The sequence below is a fragment of the Thalassolituus alkanivorans genome, from assembly GCF_020447205.1.
In the GTDB taxonomy this organism is placed as follows: Bacteria; Pseudomonadota; Gammaproteobacteria; order Pseudomonadales; family Oceanobacteraceae; genus Venatoribacter; species Venatoribacter alkanivorans.
The window spans coordinates 546,896-561,455 of the sequence record NZ_JAJAEL010000006.1; the positions used below are offsets into that span (position 1 = coordinate 546,896).

At 56.2% G+C, this 14,560-nt stretch carries 12 protein-coding genes and 1 tRNA gene; 7 read left to right on the top strand and 6 right to left on the bottom strand.

Annotated features, from left to right (window positions below; genetic code table 11):
- Nucleotides 1-13 precede the first annotated feature (13 nt).
- The 3 genes from folK to tsaD are packed head-to-tail and all read right to left on the bottom strand — an operon-like array spanning nt 14 to nt 1,951.
- Nucleotides 14-514: a 2-amino-4-hydroxy-6-hydroxymethyldihydropteridine diphosphokinase gene (gene folK / locus LGT44_RS04405; RefSeq protein ID WP_230331613.1), complete on the bottom strand. Its 501-nt coding sequence runs from the start codon at nt 512-514 to the stop codon at nt 14-16.
- On the bottom strand, nt 514-885 hold the full coding sequence (gene folB / locus LGT44_RS04410) for a dihydroneopterin aldolase (RefSeq protein ID WP_230331612.1): 372 nt from the start codon (nt 883-885) through the stop codon (nt 514-516). The genes folK and folB overlap by 1 nt, the downstream gene beginning before the upstream one ends.
- Nucleotides 878-1,951, bottom strand: a complete 1,074-nt coding sequence (gene tsaD, locus LGT44_RS04415) for a tRNA (adenosine(37)-N6)-threonylcarbamoyltransferase complex transferase subunit TsaD (RefSeq protein ID WP_145466428.1) — start codon at nt 1,949-1,951, stop codon at nt 878-880. The genes folB and tsaD overlap by 8 nt, the downstream gene beginning before the upstream one ends.
- Nucleotides 1,952-2,246: 295 nt before the next feature.
- On the opposite strand from tsaD, the gene rpsU reads away from it, so the two are divergent.
- From rpsU to rpoD, 4 genes are all read left to right on the top strand, one after another.
- Nucleotides 2,247-2,462: a 30S ribosomal protein S21 gene (rpsU, locus tag LGT44_RS04420; RefSeq protein ID WP_145466429.1), complete on the top strand. Its 216-nt coding sequence runs from the start codon at nt 2,247-2,249 to the stop codon at nt 2,460-2,462.
- 30 nt (nt 2,463-2,492) lie between these two features.
- Entirely contained in the window at nt 2,493-2,939 is a 447-nt protein-coding gene (locus tag LGT44_RS04425) for a GatB/YqeY domain-containing protein (protein WP_145466430.1), read from the top strand.
- 103 nt (nt 2,940-3,042) lie between these two features.
- Entirely contained in the window at nt 3,043-4,896 is a 1,854-nt protein-coding gene (gene dnaG / locus LGT44_RS04430; RefSeq protein ID WP_230331611.1) for a DNA primase, read from the top strand.
- A gap of 411 nt (nt 4,897-5,307) precedes the next feature.
- Nucleotides 5,308-7,140: an RNA polymerase sigma factor RpoD gene (rpoD, locus tag LGT44_RS04435; RefSeq protein WP_230331610.1), complete on the top strand. Its 1,833-nt coding sequence runs from the start codon at nt 5,308-5,310 to the stop codon at nt 7,138-7,140.
- Here rpoD and LGT44_RS04440 read toward each other — a convergent pair.
- Complete coding sequence (locus tag LGT44_RS04440) at nt 7,113-7,664, bottom strand: multidrug/biocide efflux PACE transporter (protein WP_230331609.1); 552 nt, start codon at nt 7,662-7,664, stop codon at nt 7,113-7,115. The two genes, rpoD and LGT44_RS04440, sit on opposite strands and share 28 nt — an antisense overlap.
- An 88-nt stretch (nt 7,665-7,752) precedes the next feature.
- Here LGT44_RS04440 and LGT44_RS04445 point away from each other — a divergent pair, with 88 nt between their 5' ends.
- From LGT44_RS04445 to LGT44_RS04455, 3 genes are all read left to right on the top strand, one after another.
- Nucleotides 7,753-8,640 carry a LysR family transcriptional regulator gene (locus tag LGT44_RS04445; RefSeq protein ID WP_230331608.1) on the top strand — a complete coding sequence of 296 codons (888 nt, stop codon included), beginning with the start codon at nt 7,753-7,755 and terminating at the stop codon, nt 8,638-8,640.
- Between the two features lie 156 nt (nt 8,641-8,796).
- A complete protein-coding gene (locus LGT44_RS04450) occupies nt 8,797-9,720 on the top strand; it encodes an AEC family transporter (RefSeq protein ID WP_230331607.1) in 924 nt (307 codons plus the stop codon).
- Between the two features lie 233 nt (nt 9,721-9,953).
- Nucleotides 9,954-10,030: transfer RNA gene (locus LGT44_RS04455), tRNA-Ile, on the top strand.
- A 152-nt stretch (nt 10,031-10,182) separates the two neighbouring features.
- Here the strand turns inward: LGT44_RS04455 and LGT44_RS04460 are convergent.
- Together LGT44_RS04460 and LGT44_RS04465 are read right to left on the bottom strand one after the other, a co-directional pair.
- The gene (locus LGT44_RS04460) at nt 10,183-13,320 is read right to left on the bottom strand and encodes a multidrug efflux RND transporter permease subunit (RefSeq protein WP_230331606.1); all 3,138 of its coding nucleotides are present in this window, start codon (nt 13,318-13,320) and stop codon (nt 10,183-10,185) included.
- A gap of 16 nt (nt 13,321-13,336) precedes the next feature.
- Nucleotides 13,337-14,494: an efflux RND transporter periplasmic adaptor subunit gene (locus LGT44_RS04465; RefSeq protein WP_230331605.1), complete on the bottom strand. Its 1,158-nt coding sequence runs from the start codon at nt 14,492-14,494 to the stop codon at nt 13,337-13,339.
- Nucleotides 14,495-14,560 lie beyond the last annotated feature (66 nt).

Here is a 14,560-nt window from a genome sequence, read left to right on the forward strand (position 1 = left end):
TGTTAAAACCCGTCTAGCCGCGGGCAACAGAATTCTGGCTGGCGCGTACCGGATACAACGGCTGGTCGGTTAATGCCGGCCAGTAATGCGTCAGTGGTGTTCCGTCGGCAGGATCAACACCGTCAGGAAAAATATCCAGCAGCGGACGTAAAACAAAAGCAAATTGCTGAATATCAGAGCGCGGCAATTGCAGCCCGGCAAACTCGCCGGCCAGATCATCAAACAATAAAATATCGATATCCAGCGCACGGGATGAATATTTCACAGCATCAGCGCTGCGGCCAAAATCAAATTCCAGCTGTTTTAAACCGGCCGCAAGTTCCGCCAGAGAACAGGTGCACTCAATTTCAACCACCAGATTAATAAAGTCCGGGCCGTCGAACCCCATGGCCGGAGAACGATACCAGGGCGACACACGCAGCAATGAATACTCCAGACTCAGGCGCGCAATACCAGCCGCCAGATTCTGCTCAGCATCGATATTGGAACCTAAACCAAGGAACACCCGCGACATCAGCGCTTGTCTCCTGCCGGCTGGTCACCGCGTTCGATATACAGACCAACCGCACGTGCCTGTGGCACAACCGCCGGTTTTTCTACCTGAATGCCCAGCCAGGGCATACCAAACTCTTTACGCAGAGCCTCAGCCAGACGCTCCAGCAATGACTCCAGCAGCTGGAAATGCTGCTCGCGCACAAAGCGCTCAATAAATTCGGTGATGGCCTGATAATTTAACGCGTGCATTAAATCGTCGGTGGCAGCCGCCAGACGAATATCCCAGGCCATTTCCAGATCGAAAATCAGCGGCTGGCGCACCTGTTTTTCCCAGTCGTAAACGCCGATAACGGCATCGACTTTTAAACCGCGGATAAACACCTTATCCATGTTCAGCACCACTTTCTGCGTTAGCGTCAGGCGCAACACAATCAACCGGCGTCAGACTGGTCATCGGCCAGCGCGGTACCACCGATACCGCCAGATCCGACTGCTCGCCAGCCACTAAACGCTGGGTTCCGGCATAAGCAATCATGGCGCCGTTGTCGGTACAGAGTTCCGGCCGCGGGTAAAATACCGCGCCGCCCAGAGCTTCTGCGGTGGTGCGTAATTTTTCGCGCAGGCGTTTATTAGCACCGACACCACCGGCAATAATCAGGCGGTTAATACCGGTTTGCTGCATCGCCCGTTTGCATTTAATCGCCAGCGTATCGACCACCGCCGCCTGAAAACAGGCAGAAATATCCGCTTTATCCTGATCAGCCAGTACACCATCGACCGCACATTCAAGAATGGTGGTACGTACCCGGGTTTTTAAGCCACTGAAGCTGAAATCCAGACCAGGACGGTCGGTCATCGGGCGCGGGAATTTAAAGCGTTTATCATCGCCCTGAGCAGCCAGAGCACTCAGCGCCGGACCGCCGGGATACGGCAGCCCCATCATTTTTGCAGCTTTATCGAAGGCTTCACCGGCCGCATCGTCAAGGGATTCGCCCAGCAGGCTGTAACGACCAATACCATCGACCTGCACCAGCTGAGTGTGTCCACCTGAAACCAGCAACGCAATAAAAGGGAATGGTGGCGGATTATCTTCCAGCATGGGTGCCAGCAGGTGGCCTTCCATATGGTGAACACCAATCGCCGGCAGATCGAGTGCCCAGGCCAGGCTGCGGCCCAGACAGGCACCAACCAGCAAAGCACCCACCAGACCCGGGCCTGAGGTGTAGGCCACACCATCCAGATCTTTCAGTGTCAGGCCGGCTTCATCCATCACTTCACGGATCAGCGGTAATGCTTTGCGCACATGGTCACGGGAAGCCAGTTCCGGCACCACGCCGCCATATTCGGCATGCAGTGCAATCTGAGAGTAAACCCGGTGCGCCAGCAAACCCTGCTTGCTGTCATACAGGGCGATGCCGGTTTCATCACAGGATGTTTCCAGACCTAAAACCCGCATAAATAATCTCTTCTCACACGATCTAACGAAGGGGCGCATGATACTGCCGCACCCCAGCCTGCGCCAGCCGCAATTCCCCGATCGGCCAGGATGCCCCGCCGGGAGCGCAGGAAAGACAGGATAATCTCCGCTACTCATCGGCCAGAACCCAGCAAATATGCGGGCTGCCGGTTGCCCGGGGTCAATCTGCAAACTACTCTTTGCAATCCACGGACAAAGGATTTAGAATGCCCGCCCTCTAACTGGGGCCTGTGGTTTCCCCATAAACAGACTGATTTAAAACGTAGGTGATTGGATGCCAGCTGTAAAAGTTAAAGAAAACGAACCGTTTGACGTCGCACTGCGTCGCTTCAAGCGTTCTTGCGAAAAAGCAGGCGTACTGTCTGAAGTACGTCGTCGTGAGCACTACGAGAAGCCAACCTGGATCCGTAAGCGCAAAGCGGCTGCCGCTGTTAAGCGTCACTTGAAGAAAGTGCAGCGCGAACAGCGCAAAATGACCCGCCTCTACTAAGAGCCGGGTTACGGGAAGGAAGGAGACCGCATGAGTACTCTGGTTGCTACCATTAAAGACGCTGTTAAAGCGGCAATGCGCGCCAAAGAAAAAGAGCGGCTGAATGCTCTGCGTTTAGCGCAGGCAGAATTCAAACGCGTTGAAGTCGATGAGCGAATTGAAATCGACGACGAGCGTGCTCTGGCTATTCTCGACAAAATGACCAAACAACGTCGTGACTCCATCGCGCAGTATTCTGCCGCCGGACGCGACGACCTGGCAGCGGTCGAGCAGTACGAAATTGATGTACTGAGCGAATTTCTGCCGGAAGCCTTGAGCGAAGAAGAGTTGGCCAAACTGGTGGCTGATGCGATTGCACAGTCCGGTGCTGCTTCAATGCAGGACATGGGCAAAGTCATGGGCATCCTGAAACCACAAGTGCAAGGTCGTGCCGATATGGCACAGATCAGTCAACTGGTGAAGTCTCAACTGGGCTGATTCTGCTCTGCAGGCAATAGAAGCGCTACCCATCCCGGTGTGTAGCGCTTTTGTCGTTTATACGGCTTAATCAAATATACGCTCAGCAACAGGCACCGCATTTATGGCAGGCCGCATACCCCAGTCTTTTATTGATGATCTGCTCGCCCGCGTCGATGTAATCGATGTGGTGGACAGTCGTGTCAAACTGAAAAAGACCGGCAAAAACTACTCCGCCTGTTGCCCTTTCCATAACGAAAAGTCACCGTCGTTTACCGTCAGCCCGGACAAACAGTTTTATTACTGCTTTGGCTGCGGTGCTTCCGGCAGCGCGCTCAAATTCGTGATGGAATTCGATGGTCTGAGTTTTCCCGATGCGGTGGAGAAACTGGCCACCCAGGCCGGCATGGAAGTACCGAAAGAACAAGTCAGCTTCGAAGCCCGCCAGGAACAACAACACCAGCCACTGTTCGACCTGATGCAGAAAGCCGGTGACTATTTTGAAAAAATGCTGCGCAGCCATGAACAGCGCGGCAAAGCTGTCGATTATTTAAAAAACCGTGGTTTATCCGGCAAGGCAGCCAAATTCTTCGGTATCGGTTACGCCCCGCCCGGCTGGGATAACCTGCAGAATTTTCTCGCCGCCAATGGCGAGCGCGAGCTGATTAAGCAACTGATCAGCTGCGGTATGCTGATTGAAAAAGAAGACGGCCGCACATACGACCGTTTCCGCGACCGCATTATGTTTCCGATACGCGACGCCCGCGGCCGTTATATCGCTTTCGGCGGCCGCGTACTGGGTGACGAAAAACCCAAATACCTGAACTCACCGGAAACCCCGATTTTCCAGAAAGGCCGCGAACTTTATGGCCTGTACGAAGCACGAAAAATCCGCCAGAAGCTGACCCGTATCGTCATCGTCGAAGGCTATATGGATGTGGTCGCACTGGCCGAATTCGGCATTCATTACGCCGTGGCCACCCTTGGCACCGCTACCAGCGAGCACCACCTGCGGCGCTTATTTAAAGTCGTGCCGGAAGTCATTTTCTGCTTTGACGGCGATCAGGCCGGACGCACCGCCGCAGCGCGGGCGATGGAAACCGTATTACCGGTACTGGAAGACGGCGTGCAGGCACGCTTTCTGTTTCTGCCCGATGGCGAAGATCCGGACACACTGGTTCGTCAGGAAGGCAAAGATGCCTTTGAACAACGTCTGAATCAGGCCGTGCATCTGCCGGAATTCCTGTTCGACCACCTGAAAGAACAGGTCGACTTCGACACCCTGGACGGCAAAGCACGCCTTGATCAGCTGGCCGCCCCATTAATTAATAAACTGCCGAAAGGCATGTTGCGCAGTCTGATGCGCAATAAACTGCGCGACGAACTGGGCGCCGACAGTGTCGCCCTCGACCGCCTTGAGTCATCACCACCAGCAACAGCCGCCGTAGCGGAACAGGCACAATACGAAGAGCAACTGCCTTCTTATCTGGATGATGAGCGGCACGAACCGCAGCCGCCGCATCAGGATCACAGTGCCGACACCCTGGCGCCACTGGTGCATAAAGCGCTGACCGCACTGGTCAAACAGCCATCACTTTCAGCCGAACTCGAACTCCCCGACACAGAGCCGGAGAGTGAGTACGAACGTCTGCTGATTGAAGTGCTGCGCAAACTGAAACAGGCACCGCAGCAAAGCAGTGTTGGTCTGCTTATTCAGTGGATCGGCTCGCCCTATCAGACAGAACTGCAACAACTGGCCGACAACCCCAACAGCCAGATGAAACCGACCGCGGCCGATATCGCCGTGGTGCTGAAACAGATGAGCGCGCGCAAACTCAGCGCCGAACTGCGCACTCTGACCAGCAAATTTGAACGCGGCGAGAAACTCAGCGACGAAGAAAAAGCCCGTAAACGCGAACTGCACCAGCAACTGCACAGTATTAACAAAAAGCGTGCGCGTATTTACGCCCGTCACTGAAAACAGACACTGAACAAAAAACAGACAAAGTGGCCGCAAAACAGCAAAGAAAACGGCCGCAGGGGCTTGAGATTTAACCAACAGCCCTTATATACAAAGAACTTCTGAATCCGGACGACAGCCGCTTTATAATGCTGCCGGATTCAATAAACGACTGCAGCAGCGCAGCAACCAACGTGACAGAGCCAAGAGGCCAGCATCGGCACATCCGGGCATATTTTCGCCAGGCCGATTTCCCACGTTAACTGACCTTGCTGAAGATAGTGAAGCAAGCAACCGAACCCTGCGGTTACAGGCACCGGCATCCGCAAAAACAGCGGAACCTAACGTCGTGCCTATGGCCTAAAGATCGGTTAAAAGTTATACTTCGGCGTTTTTCTTCCGCCTTAAAAAACGGAACACAGGGCTTCTATGTCAGCGAACACGCAACAATCCCGTCTTAAAGAACTTATCGCCAAAGGCAAAGAGCAGGGTTACCTGACTTATGCCCAGGTAAACGACCACCTGCCGGACGATATTGCCAATCCGGATCAGGTCGAAGACATCATCCGCATGATCAACGATATCGGTATTCCGGTATCTGAAGTTGCGCCCGATGGTGACTCACTGTTTATGTCTGATGCCGCCGATGACGCCGCAGCAGAAGAAGCGGCCGCTGCCCTGGCTCTGGTTGAATCCGACGTTGGCCGCACCACCGACCCTGTGCGTATGTATATGCGCGAAATGGGTACTGTGGAACTGCTGACCCGCGAAGGCGAAATCGTGATCGCCAAGCGTATCGAAGAAGGTATCCGCGAAGTGATGTCCGCCCTGGCTTACTATCCGGGCGCTGCGGAAACCATTCTGAACGCATTCAGAGAAGCGGAAGAAGATCCGAACCGCGTTGGCGATATTTTCTCCGGCTTTATCGATCCGTCCGATGTTGATCCTGAGCCAGGCCCACAAGCCGGTCCGGAAGCCGCTGCTGCCGCAGAAGAAGCCGACGATGACAGCACCGATGACGACGACAGCACCGATGACAGCGAAGACAGCGGCATCGACATGGCCGAAGTTACCCGTCGTTTCGATGAAATCCGTGCAGCCCATGACGCCATGGAAAAATCCCTGGCCAAAAATGGTCGTGCGCACAAGAAAACTGAAGAAGCCCTCGCCAAACTGGCCGAGCTGTTCGCACCCATTAAACTGACGCCAAAATACTTCGACTCACTGGTTAACAGTGCACGCGATGCCCTGGATCTGATCCGTACCCAGGAACGCCAGATCATGGTGATGATGACCCGTAAGTGCGGCATGGACCGTAAAGACTTCATCAAAGAATTTCAGGGTAACGAAGTCAGCAACGAATGGATCGACGGCCTGATCACTGCCGGTCACAGCTACTCGAAAAAACTCGACACCTACCGTCTGGAAATTTTCCGTTCGCAGAAGAAAATCCGCGCCGTTGAAGAACGCGTTGGTCTGAGCATTCCGGAAATTAAAGAAGTTAACCGTCGCGTATCCATCGGTGAAGCCCGCGCCCGTCGTGCCAAGAAAGAAATGGTTGAGGCTAACCTGCGTCTGGTTATTTCCATCGCTAAAAAATACACCAACCGTGGCCTGCAGTTCCTCGATCTGATTCAGGAAGGCAACATTGGTCTGATGAAAGCGGTAGATAAATTCGAATACCGTCGTGGTTATAAATTCTCCACCTATGCAACCTGGTGGATTCGTCAGGCGATTACCCGTTCTATCGCTGACCAGGCGCGCACCATCCGTATTCCGGTGCACATGATCGAAACCATCAACAAACTGAACCGCATCTCCCGTCAGATGCTGCAGGAGATGGGTCGTGAGCCAACGCCGGAAGAACTGGCTGAGCGCATGGAAATGCCGGAAGACAAAATCCGCAAAGTACTGAAGATCGCCAAAGAACCAATCTCCATGGAAACCCCGATTGGTGACGATGAAGATTCACATCTGGGCGACTTCATCGAAGATACTCACTCCGAGTCTCCTCTCGATGTTGCTACCTCTGACGGCCTGACCGAAGCCACCCGCTCCGTGCTGGCCGGCCTGACCGCAAGAGAAGCCAAAGTACTGCGTATGCGCTTCGGTATCGACATGAATACCGACCACACGCTGGAAGAAGTCGGCAAACAGTTCGACGTAACCCGTGAGCGTATCCGTCAGATCGAAGCCAAGGCTCTGCGCAAACTGCGTCACCCTTCACGCTCCGATCACCTGCGCAGCTTTATCGACGAGTAATCGTCCGCGCATAAAAAAACCCGCCACGTGCGGGTTTTTTTATGTTCTTTTATTGGCCAGGCGCACATCAAACAAAAGCCGAACATCAAACAACAACAGCTGCCGGCTTTGTTTTGCCAGCGTCCCCACGCCTTATCAAATACCCAGTTATAGAGCACGGTGTAAGGCAGAATAAAGACGAAGAATGCCAGCTCCACAAAGAATGCCTGCCACAGTGTCAGATCCAGCATCCAGGCGGCCAGCGGCAGACACAGCACCACCAATCCGGCTTCAAACGCAAAGCCGTGCAGCAAACGCACGCGGAAACGCCACTGTTGCCGGTCGGTTGGCCAGTAACGGTCAATCAGGCCGTTGTAAACCATGTTCCACAGCATCGCCAGCAACGACATCATTACCGTCAGAGCACCGGTCGTGGCGACCTCAGCATTCAGTACCCAGGCCATTAACGGAGTAAACAGCAGAATGGCAATCACCTCGAAACCGGTGGCGTGAATAATTCGTTCTTTGTTCAGGATGGTCTTCATGATCTGTTGTCTGGCAAATAAAGCGGATTGCTATGATCTTTCATAAAACAGATACTTGAAACATAGCTTCCATCGGTTTTATCAATACATGCGCTACTCTCCGGAATCTCTGAAAGCCTTTGTTGAAGCGGCCGCCAGCGGCTCCTTTTCCGCTGCCGCACGGCGTCTGGGCAAGAGCCAGTCGACCATCAGCATCGCCATTGCCAATCTGGAAACGGATATTGGCTGCCCACTGTTCGACCGCAGCGGCCGTCAGCCGCAACTGAACGAAGCCGGACGCCAGGTGCTGGTGCAGGTGGAAGCCATTCTCGCCGCCAGCGAACAACTCGATGCCCTGGCCCAGCGGCTGGCAGCCAATATTGAACCCTTACTGTCACTGGTGATGACCGATATCTACAGCGTCGTCTTTCATGGCGAAGTGATGGCCAGTTTTGCCGAACGCTTTCCGCACACAGAGCTGCGCTGTGGCCCGGCGGAAGGCGCCGATGTCATCGATATGATTCAGAAGGGGCAGGTGCATATGGGCATCCTCGCCGCGCAAAGTCAGTACCCGGCCGACGTCGCCACCGCCCGCCTGCCGGATAATGCACAGTTCAGCCTGTATGTGCACCGCGACCATCCGCTGGCCAGACTGACCAGCCCACGCCGGCAGGATCTGGAAAATGAACGTCAGCTGCTGATCCGTACCTATGCTCCCGGCAGCCAGCCAAGCCATGGACAGGTCTGGTCGGCCCCCGATTATCTGACCTTAATGGAATTTGCTGAACGCGGTTTCGGTTGGGCAGAATTGCCCAGAGCACTGGTGCAGCGCTTTGGCAAACAGCTGCAGGAACTGTCTGTCAGCGGTTATCCGCGCGGCGTGGAAATCGATGTTGCCTGGTCACGCCGCACAGCTCTTGGGCCAGCAGGGCAGTGGCTGCTGGAACAACTGCAGGTTCGTCGCGAAGGGCAGCGGAACCCGGTGCGGAAAATCTGAACCTCAACAAAGCAACCTCTACATAAACCCAGCACAGCAACTCTGTACATCAACCCAGCACAACAAGTCTGTGCAGCGCGACTACGACTAAATCCAGATTGTGACGTCGCAGCCACCCCACTATGCTGACAGCGTACTCAATGCCGTAGCACTAAAATGTCTTTTATTCTCAATACCCTGACGCCTATTTTTGGCCTGATCCTGCTCGGTTTTATTCTGCGCAAAACTCACCGTCTGGGCGAAAGTGCCGCTTCCGAACTGAACCGTCTGGTGGTCTGGCTGTGCCTGCCGGCGCTGCTGTTTAACCTCACCGCCAAAGCTCAGCTGGCCGATATCTGGCACAGCGGTTTTGTGCTCACCTTTACCCTCGCCACCCTCGCCACTTTTGTACTCACCCTGCTGTGGCGCTCCCGGCGAGGTGCGCCGCTGTCTGCCGCTAGTCTGGAGGCACTGGGCGCCTCCTATGCCAACACCGGTTACGTTGGTATTCCACTATGCCTGTTTGTGCTCGGCGACAACGGCCTGGCACCGGCCCTGATTGCCACTCTGGTGGTGGTCAGCCTGTTGTTTGCCATCGCCGTTATCTGTGTCGAAGTCAGCCTGCAGAAAGGCCGGGGAATCGGTCAGGCGATGCTCAAAGTAGGAATCGCCCTGCTGAAAAACCCGCTGGTGATTTCGCCACTGATTGGTATCGCCTGGAACCTGCTGAATCTGGATGTACCGGCGGTGGCCGGTGCTCTGCTGACCTTACTCGGCGACGCCACTGTGCCCTGTGCCTTAATCTCACTCGGTGCTTTTCTCGCCCATAAACAACCCGGCAATACCCGCGGCGCCGGCGCACTGGTCAGCATTAAGCTTATTGCTCATCCGCTTTTTACCTGGCTGCTCGCCACCTACGTGTTTGCCCTGCCGCCGCTGTGGGCCAGTGCCGCAGTATTGCTCAGCGCCCTGCCGACGGGTACCGGCCCCTATATGCTGGCCGAGTTTTATCAGCAGGATGCCGCGGTGGTGTCGCGCACCATTCTGCTCAGCACCCTGGGTTCCGTACTGACGTTATCCGCCCTGCTGATCTGGCTGTAAGCCAGACGGCGGCTACAGCAACCAACACAACCGCCGGCACAGCAATCAATAGAACAATCAATACAACAACCCGGCCAGAGCCGGCAAGCAGTGGCCTCACCCTACACTTTTCTTATGCAAATCAAAGAGGTGGCACTCACACTGAGAGCTGCTTATAATGCAGCCTCTTTTCAAAGCTGCAGGACTGCAGCCACTGCCGGATTTGCTGCAGACAAGCAGCGGATAGCGCACAAGGGCCTTTAGCTCAGTTGGTTAGAGCATGCGACTCATAATCGCCAGGTCCCCGGTTCGAGCCCGGGAAGGCCCACCATTTTTCCCTTTACAATCAAAAACTTAAGATTAATACACCCTATTGTGCGGTGATGCTCCTGATGAGCACATTTCCAGATAACCTGAGCAGGCCTCTGATCAGAAAATCCCAGACTTATTCCTGAAACAGTGGCCGGATCAGCAACCGACAGATCACAGGCTTCGCCCTGTCTGCGCACGTTGAGTGCGTTGCACGCGCCAGGCGCTGAAGCGTTCCTGTGTACCGATAACAAAGACAAAGAAAGCCGGTACAAAGAACACCGCCAGCACAGTGCCACTGAGCATGCCACCGAATACTCCGGTGCCGATGGCGTGCTGGGTTTCGGCACTGGCGCCGGAGGCGAGCATCAGCGGCAGCACACCGAGGGTAAAGGCCAGCGAGGTCATCAGAATCGGACGCAGGCGCAGGCGCGCGGCGGTCACCGCTGATTCGATCAGCGATGCTCCCTCTGCATGCAACTGGCGGGCAAATTCGACGATCAGGATCGCATTCTTCGCCGACAGGCCGATGATGGTGATCATGCCAACCTTAAAGAACACGTCGTTGGGCATACCACGCAGCATCACCGCGGCCACGGCACCCAGCAGGCCGAGCGGCACCACCAGCATCACCGACAACGGAATCGACCAGCTTTCGTACAGCGCCGCCAGTACCAGAAAAACCACCAGCGCCGACAACAGCATCAGCAGCGGAGCCTGCGCCGCCGACTGGCGTTCCTGCAATGACGCCCCCGTCCAGGCTGCGGCATAGCCTTTTGGCAGCTGCGCCACCAGACGTTCCATTTCGGCCATCGCAGCACCGCTGGACACACCGGGCGCTGCACCTCCTGAAATACGCATTGCCGGAAAGCCCTGAAAGCGCAGCAACTGTTGCGCCGACTCGCTCCACACCGGCGTTACCACCTCGCGCAGCGCCACCATACCGCCACTGGTATTGCGCACGCGCAGATCAAGTACATCGTCCAGCTGCATACGAGCCGGGGCATCAGCCTGCAGGATGACCTGCTGCATACGGCCGGCATTGGGGAAATCATTGACGTACAGCGAGCCCATCGCCGCCGACAGCGTGTTGCTCACGTCAATAAAAGACAAACCCATGGCCGCGGCTTTCTGCCGGTCAATTTCAAGATGAATACTTTCACCGGGCGGCAGACCATCCGGATAAACGTCACTGACGATCCCGCTCTGTGCTGCCAGCTCCAGCAGCTGTGCCTGCGCCGCCAGCAAGGCAGCCTCGCCACGGTTAGCCCGATCCTGCAGGAACAGGCTGAAACCGGAAGAGGTACCCAGCTCATCAATGGCCGGTGGCATCAGGCTCATCACCGTACCTTCGACGCTACCGGCCATAGCCTGCTGCGCCAGTTCAGCTTCTTCCGCTGCGCCAGCACCATCTCGCTGATCCCAGTCTTTGAGCATGGTGAACGCCATCGCGGCATTGGGGCCGGAACCGGCAAAGCTGAAACCAAGCACCACCATGTTGGCATCGAGCGCCGGACGTGAAGCGACGTGTGCCTCATAGGCCTTCACCACCTCCAGCGTACGTTCGCTGGTAGCGCCGGTGGGCAGCTGAATGGAGGTCATGAAGTAGCCCTGATCTTCATCCGGCAGAAAGGATGAGGGCAATTGCTGAGCGGCAAGAATCAACACCATACAGAGCACGGCGAACGCCGCCATCATCCGTCCGCTGCGCCCGAGCAGACGCGCCACCTGCGCACCATAGCCTGCGGTAAGACGCCCGAATTCCCGGTTAAAGGCGCCGAAGAAACCGCGTTTTTCATGGTGGCCGGGGCTCACCGGACGCAATAGCGTGGCGCATAACGCTGGTGTTAGGCTCAGTGCAAGGAAGGCCGAGAACAGAATCGACACCGCCATCGACAGGGTGAACTGCTGGTAAATTACGCCGACCGAACCGCTGCCGAAGGCCATGGGAATAAATACAGCGGTGAGTACCAGCGTAATGCCGATGATTGCCCCGGTGATTTCATTCATTGCCCGCATGGTCGCCTCTTTCGGCGACAGCCCCTGAGTGGCCATCAGCCGCTCGACGTTCTCCACCACCACGATGGCGTCGTCAACGATGATGCCGATGGCCAGCACCATACCGAACATGGTCAGCGAGTTGATCGAGAACCCGGCCAGCAACATCACGGCGAAGGTGCCGAGCAGCGCAATGGGCGCGACGATGGCCGGAATCAGCGTATAGCGCAGGTTCTGCAGGAACAGGAACATCACCAGAAACACCAGCACCATGGCCTCGAACAGGGTATAGATCACCTTTTCGATAGACACTTTGACGAAAGGCGCAGTATCGAACGGTACCGAATAAGCCATGCCTGCCGGCATGCCCGGCGCCAGCTCAGCCAGACGTTCGCGCACGGCTGCAGCGGTACGCACGGCATTGGCACCTGGTGATAACTGAATAGCCGCACTGGTCGCCACTACGCCGTTTTCTCGGTTAGAAAACCCATAAGACTGCGCCCCCAGCTCGACCCGTGCTACGTCACCGAGCAGCAGTGCTGAGCCATCGCTTCCGGCACGCAGAACAATAGCCGCGAACTGCTCCGGGGCCGTCAGTTGTCCCTGCACGGTCAGCGGTACGGTCAGACGCTGGCCCGGCAGTGCGGGTTCGTCGCCAATGCGTCCGGGAGCGATCTGCACATTCTGCTGCTCAATGGCCGCAGCCAGTTCGTTCATGGTCAGGCCATAGGTGCTGAGCCTATCCGGGTCGACCCAGACGCGCATGGCCTGTTCGGCACCGAACAGCTGTACCCGCCCCACACCATCGATGCGGCGCAACTCTTCGACGATATTGCGCGCCATGTAGTCGTTTAATGCGACTTCATCGAACTGGCCGCTGGGCGATGTCAGGCCGACCATCATCAGAAAGCCCGAAGACGCCGACTCGACCTGCAGCCCACTCTGTCGCACGGCTTGCGGCAGTCGCGGCTCGACAGCTTTGATGCGGTTCTGCACATCGACCTGCGCCAGCTCGGCGTCGGTGCCCGGTTTAAACGTTGCCGTGATCTGTGCACTGCCTGAAGCATCAGTGGATGACTCGAAGTACAGCAGATTCTTTACCCCCGACAGCTCGCGCTCGATCAGGCTTACTACCGAGTCGTTGAGCGTCCGCGGTGTAGCCCCCGGATAAGAGGCATAAATACTGACCGACACCGGCGCCACCGGGGGATAGCGGGAGACCGGTAATTGCGGGATGGCGATCACGCCAATCAGGATGATGAATAAGGCAATTACCCAGGCAAACACCGGACGATTAATAAAAAACCGGGACATAACTACGCCTCCAAATTCAGTGCACGTCAGCGCTGAGCTGCTGACTGTCAGCGGCATTTTGCCAGGGGCGTGCGACAACCTGTGCGGCCGGGCTCAGGCGTTCGATACCCTCGATGACCACCTGCTGGCCTGCACTCAAGCCGGATACCACGCGGTAATAACGCCCGCTCAGCTCGCCAACCTCGATAGCGACAGGCTGCACCTGTCCTTCAGCATCCAGCACCCACACGCTGGCATCACCCGCCGCACGGGTTACGGCCTCCTGAGGAACAGTCAGCGCAGCAGGATAATAAGCACGGGGAACCCGGGCACGGACATAAAGACCAGGCAGTAAACGATGTTGCGGGTTTTCGGCCAGCACACGCAGCAGTACGTCGCCGGTACCGGCATCCACTTCAATACCGGAGAACAGGATATGGCCCTGAATGCCAAGCGGCTTACCATCGCTGTTGAGGATTTCCACGGCCGGTTCCGGGCCGTCAAAGGCAGCCTGCTGACGTATATCTTCCAGCATTGAAGCTGGCAGACGTACGTCCACATACACCTGATCAATTTGCTGGATTCTTGCCATGGCGGTGGTGTCCGTCGGCGAAACCAAAGCACCTTCACTGACCAATGCCTGATCGATACGCCCGGAGATAGGCGCTTCAACACGGGCAAACTGCAAATTCAGTTTATGCCGTGCCAGCGTTGCTTTAGCCTGGGAAACGTCAGCAACAGCCTGATCACGTTGCGCCACCGCATCATCATATACCTGACGGCTGACCGTACCGGCACGCATCAGCGGGGCAAGGCGCTTCACTTCATGATGAGCCCTTTTCTGAACGACCCGGGTACGCTCTAAAGCAGCGGCTGCGCTATCAACATCGGCCTGAAATACCGCCGGGTTGATTTGAAACAGTACGTCTCCCGCCTTAACCTCAGCCCCCTGTTCAAACAGACGACGTTGTACAATACCGCTGACCTGCGCCCGTATTTCAGCATTACGGACAGCCTTTACCCGGCCGGACAGGTCTTTGGATAGCAGCAGTTCTCCGGGCTCCAGAGTCATCACCGACACCTCCACCGGAGGAGGCGTTTCCTGAGCCGGTACCGCCGCATCACAACCGGCCAGTCCGCACATGGTAATTACGGCTACCGACACAATGCTTAAGTGCCGTTGCTTGAAATACATAAATATTCTCCTCAGCCTCGCTGAACAGCGCTCTCCCAAATGGCGCGTTATCACGCGCCTGAGAAC

Excerpts from the sequence above, each read along its gene's own strand:
- folK (WP_230331613.1), bottom strand. The coding sequence starts at position 514 with ATGTCGCGGGTGTTCCTTGGTTTAGGTTCCAATATCGATGCTGAGCAG.
- folB (WP_230331612.1), bottom strand. The coding sequence starts at position 885 with ATGGATAAGGTGTTTATCCGCGGTTTAAAAGTCGATGCCGTTATCGGC.
- tsaD (WP_145466428.1), bottom strand. The coding sequence starts at position 1,951 with ATGCGGGTTTTAGGTCTGGAAACATCCTGTGATGAAACCGGCATCGCC.
- rpsU (WP_145466429.1), top strand. The coding sequence starts at position 2,247 with ATGCCAGCTGTAAAAGTTAAAGAAAACGAACCGTTTGACGTCGCACTG.
- LGT44_RS04425 (WP_145466430.1), top strand. The coding sequence starts at position 2,493 with ATGAGTACTCTGGTTGCTACCATTAAAGACGCTGTTAAAGCGGCAATG.
- dnaG (WP_230331611.1), top strand. The coding sequence starts at position 3,043 with ATGGCAGGCCGCATACCCCAGTCTTTTATTGATGATCTGCTCGCCCGC.
- rpoD (WP_230331610.1), top strand. The coding sequence starts at position 5,308 with ATGTCAGCGAACACGCAACAATCCCGTCTTAAAGAACTTATCGCCAAA.
- LGT44_RS04440 (WP_230331609.1), bottom strand. The coding sequence starts at position 7,664 with ATGAAGACCATCCTGAACAAAGAACGAATTATTCACGCCACCGGTTTC.
- LGT44_RS04445 (WP_230331608.1), top strand. The coding sequence starts at position 7,753 with ATGCGCTACTCTCCGGAATCTCTGAAAGCCTTTGTTGAAGCGGCCGCC.
- LGT44_RS04450 (WP_230331607.1), top strand. The coding sequence starts at position 8,797 with ATGTCTTTTATTCTCAATACCCTGACGCCTATTTTTGGCCTGATCCTG.
- LGT44_RS04460 (WP_230331606.1), bottom strand. The coding sequence starts at position 13,320 with ATGTCCCGGTTTTTTATTAATCGTCCGGTGTTTGCCTGGGTAATTGCC.
- LGT44_RS04465 (WP_230331605.1), bottom strand. The coding sequence starts at position 14,494 with ATGTATTTCAAGCAACGGCACTTAAGCATTGTGTCGGTAGCCGTAATT.